Source organism: Pseudoroseomonas ludipueritiae, from assembly GCF_014490445.1.
Lineage (GTDB): Bacteria > Pseudomonadota > Alphaproteobacteria > Acetobacterales > Acetobacteraceae > Pseudoroseomonas > Pseudoroseomonas ludipueritiae.
The window spans coordinates 1-6,785 of the sequence record NZ_JACTUZ010000200.1 but is presented as its reverse complement, the minus strand read 5'-3'; the positions used below and the strand labels follow the sequence as shown (position 1 = coordinate 6,785).

Here is a 6,785-nt window from a genome sequence, read left to right as displayed (position 1 = left end):
CACCGCCCTGGCCGCCGCTGGCGCCGGGGCCCGCCGCCTCTTCGAGGCCGCCGACACGCCCCCGCCCGTGGCCGAGCCCACCACCCCCACTGCCCCGCCCAAAGGCCACGCGCTGAAGGTGGAGGGGTTGCATTTCGCCTGGCGCCCCGACCGCGACCCGGTCTTCACCGGCCTCGACCTCGACCTGCCGGAAGGCGGGCGGCTGGCGTTGCTGGGCCCCTCGGGTGCTGGCAAGTCCTCGCTGGCCGCGCTGCTGCTGAAGCTGGCGGCGCCGCAGGAAGGCCGCATCCTGCTGGGCGGCGTGGATATCGCCACCCTGGCGCATGACGAGGTTCGCGCCCGCATCGCCTGCCTGACGCAGGATGCCCGGCTCTTCGACGACAGCATCGCCGCCAACCTGCGCCTCGCCGCGCCGGATGCGGGCGACGAGGCGCTGTGGCGCGCCCTGGACCGCGCCGGCATCGGTGATGTGGTGCGCGCCCTGCCGGAAGGGCTGGAGACCGGCTGCGGCGAGGGCGGCGCGCGCTTCTCGGGCGGGCAGGGGCGGCGGCTGGCGCTGGCGCGGGTGCTGCTCTCCCCCGCCCGCATCCTGATCCTGGACGAGCCGGCGGCGGGGCTGGACCCCTCGGCCGAGCGCGCCTTCCTGGAGACGCTGGACACCGCCACCGAGGGCCGCAGCGTGATCCTGATCGCGCACCGGCTGCTGGGGGTGGAGCGGCCGACGCGCATCCTTCGGCTGATCGCCGGGCGGGCCATTCCGGCGATGCGGTGAGGGAGGCTGGAGGGGCGCTGCCCCTCCAGACCACCCCGCTGGGGTGACAGTGTCACCCCAGACCCCGCCATCTGTTTTTGAAGGTGCGGCGCGGTGGTTTCGCTGGAGGCCCGTGGCCTCCAGCGACTGTGGCTTCAGCCCGGTAGCTTTTGACTGTTTTCAGCCCAGCCGGCTGGCACTCGGCCAAGCGCCCTGAAGCTTTGGAAAGGCTCGAAGCGGGGTCCAGGGGCAGCGCCCCTGGCCTGTCTCCTCAATGCCGCTCGTAGATCAGCCGCGCCCGGATGGTGCCGGGCACCTCGCGCAAGGCGGCCAGCACGCCTTCGGGGTCCATGACATTGTCGGCATCCACCACGACGTAGCCGATCTCCGGGTCCGTCTGCAGGTACTGGGCGCTGATGTTCAGGCTGAAGCGGCTGAAGGCCTCATTCAGCGCCGCCAGCACGCCTGGCACGTTGCGGTGGACATGCAGGAAGCGGGTGCCGCGCGTGGTGGCGGGCAGGGTGACTTCCGGGAAGTTCACCGCGCCCAGGGTGGCGCCGGTGTCGGAATAGTCCGACAGCTTGCGGGCCGTCTCCTCGCCGATGCGTTCCTGCGCCTCTTCCGTACTGCCGCCGATATGCGGCGTCAGGATGACGTTGGGCAGGCCCTGGAGCGGGGTGATGAAGCGCTCGCCGTTGCGCTTCGGTTCCTCGGGGAAGACATCGGCGGCGGCGCCGAGCAGATGGCCGGACTTCAGCGCCCCGGCCAGGGCATCGAGGTCCACCACCTTGCCGCGGCTGTTGTTCACCAGCAGCGCGCCCGGGCGCATGGCCGCGATCTCGGCGGCGCCGATCAGGTGGGTGGTCTGGTCCGTTTCCGGCACATGCAGGGTGACGACATCGGAGGCCGCCAGCAGGTCGTGCAGGGAGGCGGCGGCGACAGCATTGCCATGGCCCAGCTTGGGGATGGTGTCGTAGTAGATGACGCGCATGCCGAAGGCTTCCGCCAGCACCGAGAGCTGGCTGCCGATATTGCCATAGCCGACGATGCCGAGCGTCTTGCCCCGCACTTCCTTGCTGTTGGCGGCCGACTTGTCCCAGCCGCCGTCATGGGCGGAGCGGGAGCGGTCGGGAATCCGGCGCAGCAGCATCACGATCTCGCCCATCGTCAGCTCCGCCACGCTGCGGGTATTGCTGAAAGGGGCGTTGAAGACCGGGATGCCGAGCTGCTTGGCAACGGCCAGGTCCACCTGGTTGGTGCCGATGCAGAAGCAGCCCACCGCGATCAGCCGGTCCGCCGCCCGCAGCGCCTCGGCTGTCAGTTGGGTGCGGGAGCGGATGCCGAGCAGATGCACGCCCTGCAGCGCCTCCTTCAGCGCCTCGCCTTCCAGCGCCTTAGTTTCGCGCTGCACATTCGTGTAGCCCGCCCCGGCCAGCAGACTGACGGCGGTGTCGGAGACACCTTCCAGCAGAAGGATGCGGATGCGCTCCTTGGGCAGGGAGATGCGCTGGTTCGACAGCGGCATGGCGGGGCTGGGTGCGGTGTGATTCGGCATGGCGTGCTTCCATGCCCCCGAAATTGCCGCGCGAGAAGTGCGAAACCGCGGGACGTGCCGTGTCGTTCGGGAAGACATGGGCAGGGCGCGGAAAGCGCCGTGCCAAAGGCTGAGCCGGGTAGGACATGGCCCCCATGCGCCTTACCCGGGGATGCGGGTGTTGCGGCCGATGGCCGATGCGGCCATGTCCCGCATCCGCGACCCCCGCCGTGCAAGAAGCGGGATCGACGCGTTTGGAGATAGCCCCCATGGCCCTTGAGACTTTTGCCCTGCCGCCGGCAGCCCGCCGGCGCATGACCCTCGACGCGCTGACTGACCTGACCCAGGGTGACCTGGCCGACCGCCTGCGCCTGCAGGCCGCTGCCCGCATCCTCTCCACCATCCGCCGCGTGGCCGAGATGGTGCAGGAAGGCTCGCTGCCCGGCGAGGTGGCCGTGCCTGCCGCGGCGCAAAGCTGGAACCCGCGCCTGACCACCGCGCGCGAGCATGCCGAGACGATGACCCCGGCGCAGATCGACCGCCTGCTGGCCGAGGCCCCGGCCTGGGCCGAGGCTGTGCTGCTGGCCCGCCCCGCGCAGCGCCACGCCGCCTGATGCCGCGGGGCCTGCGGGCCCCTGGCCGCCGCGCATGAAAAAAGGCCACCGGGTTGCCCCGGTGGCCTTTTTCGTATCCGCGCCTCAGAGGCGGCCGACGTAATAGCCGGTGAGGGCGGTCTGGTAGATGAGCTGCAGCAGGTCGCGCGCGATCTGGAAGCTCTTGGCACCCAGCTGCGGCAGAGCGATCAGCTCGTCGCCCGGGCGCGGGCCCTCACGCGGGTCGAGGATCACCTGACCGCTGGCGCGGCGGATCATCACGGAATCCTCGTCGCCACGCTGGGTCACGCCGCCGGCGGCTTCCAGGTACTGGCGGATGGTCATGCCCTCACGCCAGACCACGCCGCCGGGGTTCAGCACCTCGCCGCCCACCAGCACGGTGTCGGAGCGCTCGGGGATCACGATGGTGTCGCCATCTTCCAGCCGGATGGGCGCGCAGCGGCCCAGGTCGTTCACCGCCACCAGCCGGCCTTCCGGCTGGATGCGGCGGCCGCGCTGGATGTAGCTGGAGACCAGCTGCGCTTCCTGGGTGCGGATCTCGGCCACGCCCGTGGTGGCGGAGGCGGCGGTGAAGAGCTGCCGCTCCAGCCGGTCCAGCGCCTCGTTGATGGAGCGGAGCTGCTGCGCCGCCAGCCGCTTGCGCAGGATATAGACCGAGCGGGTATCGGCCAGCGCCGGGTTCACCTCGATATAGTCGAGCAGCTGGCAGAGATTGGCGTCGCGGCCGGCCACCAGCACGGAGGGGCCGATGCGGCTGCCTTCCACGAAAACGCGCACGGTGGGCGCCGGCGCATCGGTGATGAAGGTCACCACGTCCTGGTCCAGCAGCGGCAGGCGGCGCAGCTCCGCCAGGGTGGCGTAGCGGGACCAGGGCTGGCTGTTGCGGGTGCCGCGCACCACGGCATTGGTGGCCGCCGGCAGCGGCCCGGCGAGGTCGATCAACTCCTGGCCCTGCATGGAGCGGCCATCCACCTCGAAGAGGTAGTTGTTCCGCACCGCGCCATCGGCCGAGATGGTCGCGCCCTGCTTGCCGACCACGATGGTGTCGCCATCCTGCAAGGTGACATTCGGCAGGCTGCCGCGCAGCAGGAAGGGGTAGAGGTCGATGCGGTGCACGGTGCGGCCGCCGCGGTTGACAGTGATGTCGCGGTAGGAGCCGCGCGCGGGGTCCACACCGCCGGCCCGCAGCAGGAAGTCCAGTGGCGTGTCGGAGGCCGAGCCCATGTGGCGGCCCGGCAGCTTCACATAGCCGGTGACATAGACGCCCAGGCGCCCCGCGGCCAGCAGTACGGCATAGACCTGCACCTGCTGGGTATAGATGCGGCGCACCTCGGCCTCGACCGTCTGCTGCAGGTCCCCGGCGCGGACGCCGGCCAGGCGCAGCGGGCCGATGGAGGGCAGGAAGAGGTTGCCCTGGTTGTCCAGCGCGCCGATGGCCTCGGTCTCGATCGGGCCCCAGACGCGGACGCTGACGCGATCGCCGGGGCTCAGGCGGTAATTCGGGTTGCCGCTGTCGGAAGGCGTCGGCGCGCCGCGCGCGAAGAGGGCGGCGCCGAAGACCGTGCGGCTGGGGCCGGGATAGCGGAAGGGCTCGGCCAGCGGACCCTGGGCGGTGGCGCCGGCCTCCGCCTCGGTGGCGCTGCCGGCGCGGTTGACGGTGGTATCCGGCGCCAGCAGGCTCGGCACCTGCTGCTGCTGCGGGATGCCACCGCTGGTCATCAGCCCTGGCGTCGGCGAGTTCAGCATCTGCTGCCCTGCCTGGCCACCCTGCCCACCCATCTGCTGTTGCTGGGCCTGCTGGGCCTCCAGCATCTGCTGGTACACGTTCTGCTGCGCGCCGGCCGGGGCCGGCGCCACGCCGACGGCCAGGGCCAGCGCTGTCAGGAGAGCGGTAAGGCGGCGACTAGAGCGCATGTTCGCGGACCCCGGCGAGAAGAAGCCAGCCGACGCCGTAGAGCATCGACAGGACGGCAAAGAAGCTGATCAGGAAGATGGCCGCCCGGGGATAGAGCGGGTACTCGGCCAGATTGGGCTGCACCACGCGCGCCAGGAAGAGCTGCTGACGCTGCGCCTCCATCCGCGCCATCTCCAGCGAGGCGGTGGCGGAGGCAAGCTGCTTATTGGCGAATTCCCGCTCCTGCGCCAGCCGCTCGAAGACCGAGATCCGCTCCGGCAGCGCCTCGGCGCCCGTGGTCAGGCGGTCGCGCTCGATCTGGATGCGGGTCTGCAGCGCCCGGATGCGGTTGCGCAGCGTGGCGATCTGCGGGTTGTCCGGCCGCATGAAGGCGGACTTCTCCTGCAGTTCGGTGCGCGCGGTGTTCAGTTCCTTCTCCAGCGCCGCGAAGCCGGCCTGGTTGATCTGCGCCAGGCTGACCGGGTCCACCGCCTGCTCCCGCTGCCGCCATTCGGTGATGGCGGCCTGGGAGGCGATGACGCGCTGCTCGGCCCGCCGCAGCTCGCCTTCCGCGAAGTTGACGGAGGCCTCACGCGCGCGGGCGGAGAGCTTGTTGACGAATTCCTCGGACAGGCGGAGCTGTTCCTCAGCCACCCGCTGCGCGTCCTCCGGCCGGAAGGCGCGGGCGCGGATGGTGGTGATGCCGCCGGTATTGTCCACCACCACCTTGTTCATGTGGTGGTAGTACAATTCCATCAGCTCGGCCGGCAGGTTGGGGCTCCAGAGCCGCGCCAGGAAATCGGCCTCCGGCCGGCGGTAGAGCTCCACCAGCCCGATCCGCTCCTTCAGCGCCTCGATCGCGTCATGCGATTCGAGGTAGTCGCGCACCGTCAGGGCCTCGGCCGGCACCTGCTTGAAGCCGGCGGCGGCGCCCAGCATCTCACCCAGGGAGGAGGAGCCGCCGCGCGCATCCTGCTGCCCACGCACCACGAAGCGCGCTTCCGAGACATATTGCCCGGCGGCGATGCCATAGAGGTAGATGGCCGCGATCAGGGTCGGCAGCCCCACCAGAAGCAGAAAGAACCGTCGCCGCCACAGCATCCGCAGCAGTGCCGACCTTGGGGCGACGGCGACAGGGCGCATCCGCCCGGCGGAAAGCGGGATGTCAGAGACCCTGGTAGGCGGCGATAGCTTCATCGACATCCTCATAGAATTCCAGCATGCCGTTCCGCAGGATGGCAGCCGTATCGCAGTATTGGCGCACATGCTGTGCGTTATGCGACACAAGAATCATTGCCGCATTCTCACGCCGCACTTCCAGCATGTGGCGGCATTTGGCGGCGAAGCGGGCGTCACCGGTCGAGAGCGCCTCATCGACCAGATAGCAATCGAAGTCCACTGCGAAGGACAGGCCCATCAGCAGACGGCTGACCATGCCGGATGAATAAGTGTTCACAGGTTCGTAAAAGTAACGGCCAAGCTCCGCGAATTCTTCCACGAAGTCCTGAGTCTGCTGCACCGGCGTGCCATAAAGGCGAGCGATGAAGCGGGCATTGGTCGCACCCGTCGCCACTGTCTGCAGGCCGTAGCTGCCGCCGATGGGCCAGGAGATGCTCATCTCCCGGCGGATGACGCCGCGGGTGGGGCTGTCCACGCCACTCAGCAGCCGCATCAGGGTGGACTTGCCGGAGCCGTTGCGGCCCAGGATGCCCACATGGTCGCCCTTGCGGATGCGCCCGTGCACCCCGCGCAGGATCTGGTTCTGGAGGCCCGTGCGGTGGCTGCGGTAGCTCTTCCAGACGTCGATCAGCTCGATCATCGGCCGGGCCCTGTCAGTCGGTGGTTACATAGGGGCGCGCGGCACGCAGCGCGGTGATGCCCATGAAGTTCAGGATCAGGATCCAGAGCAGCACATAGGGGATGTCGTAGTGGGCGACGATCAGGTCGCCCCACTGCGCATGGCGCATCGCCTCGTGCACATGAACGAGAGGG

The 6,785-nt window shown here is 69.7% G+C and carries 6 protein-coding genes; 2 read left to right on the top strand and 4 right to left on the bottom strand.

Annotation, left to right across the window (positions count from 1 at the left end; translation table 11 throughout):
* A partial coding sequence (locus tag IBL25_RS23550; RefSeq protein ID WP_187780912.1) for an ATP-binding cassette domain-containing protein occupies positions 1-772 on the top strand: 772 nt, incomplete at its 5' end.
* 250 nt (positions 773-1,022) lie between these two features.
* Here the strand turns inward: IBL25_RS23550 and serA are convergent.
* Entirely contained in the window at positions 1,023-2,306 is a 1,284-nt protein-coding gene (gene serA, locus IBL25_RS23545) for a phosphoglycerate dehydrogenase (RefSeq protein ID WP_187780911.1), read from the bottom strand.
* Between the two features lie 248 nt (positions 2,307-2,554).
* Between serA and IBL25_RS23540 the strand changes: the two genes are divergently transcribed.
* Positions 2,555-2,899 carry a hypothetical protein gene (locus tag IBL25_RS23540; protein ID WP_187780910.1) on the top strand — a complete coding sequence of 115 codons (345 nt, stop codon included), beginning with the start codon at positions 2,555-2,557 and terminating at the stop codon, positions 2,897-2,899.
* A gap of 84 nt (positions 2,900-2,983) precedes the next feature.
* Here the strand turns inward: IBL25_RS23540 and IBL25_RS23535 are convergent, their stop codons facing one another.
* Genes IBL25_RS23535 through IBL25_RS23525 form a run of 3 tightly spaced genes read right to left on the bottom strand, consistent with a single transcriptional unit; the run spans position 2,984 to position 6,612 of the window.
* Positions 2,984-4,813: a polysaccharide biosynthesis/export family protein gene (locus tag IBL25_RS23535; protein WP_187780909.1), complete on the bottom strand. Its 1,830-nt coding sequence runs from the start codon at positions 4,811-4,813 to the stop codon at positions 2,984-2,986.
* Positions 4,803-5,990, bottom strand: coding sequence for a capsule biosynthesis protein (locus tag IBL25_RS23530; protein ID WP_238940620.1), 1,188 nt, complete (start codon positions 5,988-5,990; stop codon positions 4,803-4,805). The genes IBL25_RS23535 and IBL25_RS23530 overlap by 11 nt, the downstream gene beginning before the upstream one ends.
* A complete protein-coding gene (locus IBL25_RS23525) occupies positions 5,959-6,612 on the bottom strand; it encodes an ABC transporter ATP-binding protein (RefSeq protein ID WP_187780908.1) in 654 nt (217 codons plus the stop codon). The genes IBL25_RS23530 and IBL25_RS23525 overlap by 32 nt, the downstream gene beginning before the upstream one ends.
* Positions 6,613-6,785 lie beyond the last annotated feature (173 nt).

Excerpts from the sequence above, each read along its gene's own strand:
- IBL25_RS23540 (WP_187780910.1), top strand. The coding sequence starts at position 2,555 with ATGGCCCTTGAGACTTTTGCCCTGCCGCCGGCAGCCCGCCGGCGCATG.
- serA (WP_187780911.1), bottom strand. The coding sequence starts at position 2,306 with ATGCCGAATCACACCGCACCCAGCCCCGCCATGCCGCTGTCGAACCAG.
- IBL25_RS23525 (WP_187780908.1), bottom strand. The coding sequence starts at position 6,612 with ATGATCGAGCTGATCGACGTCTGGAAGAGCTACCGCAGCCACCGCACG.
- IBL25_RS23530 (WP_238940620.1), bottom strand. The coding sequence starts at position 5,990 with ATGAAGCTATCGCCGCCTACCAGGGTCTCTGACATCCCGCTTTCCGCC.
- IBL25_RS23535 (WP_187780909.1), bottom strand. The coding sequence starts at position 4,813 with ATGCGCTCTAGTCGCCGCCTTACCGCTCTCCTGACAGCGCTGGCCCTG.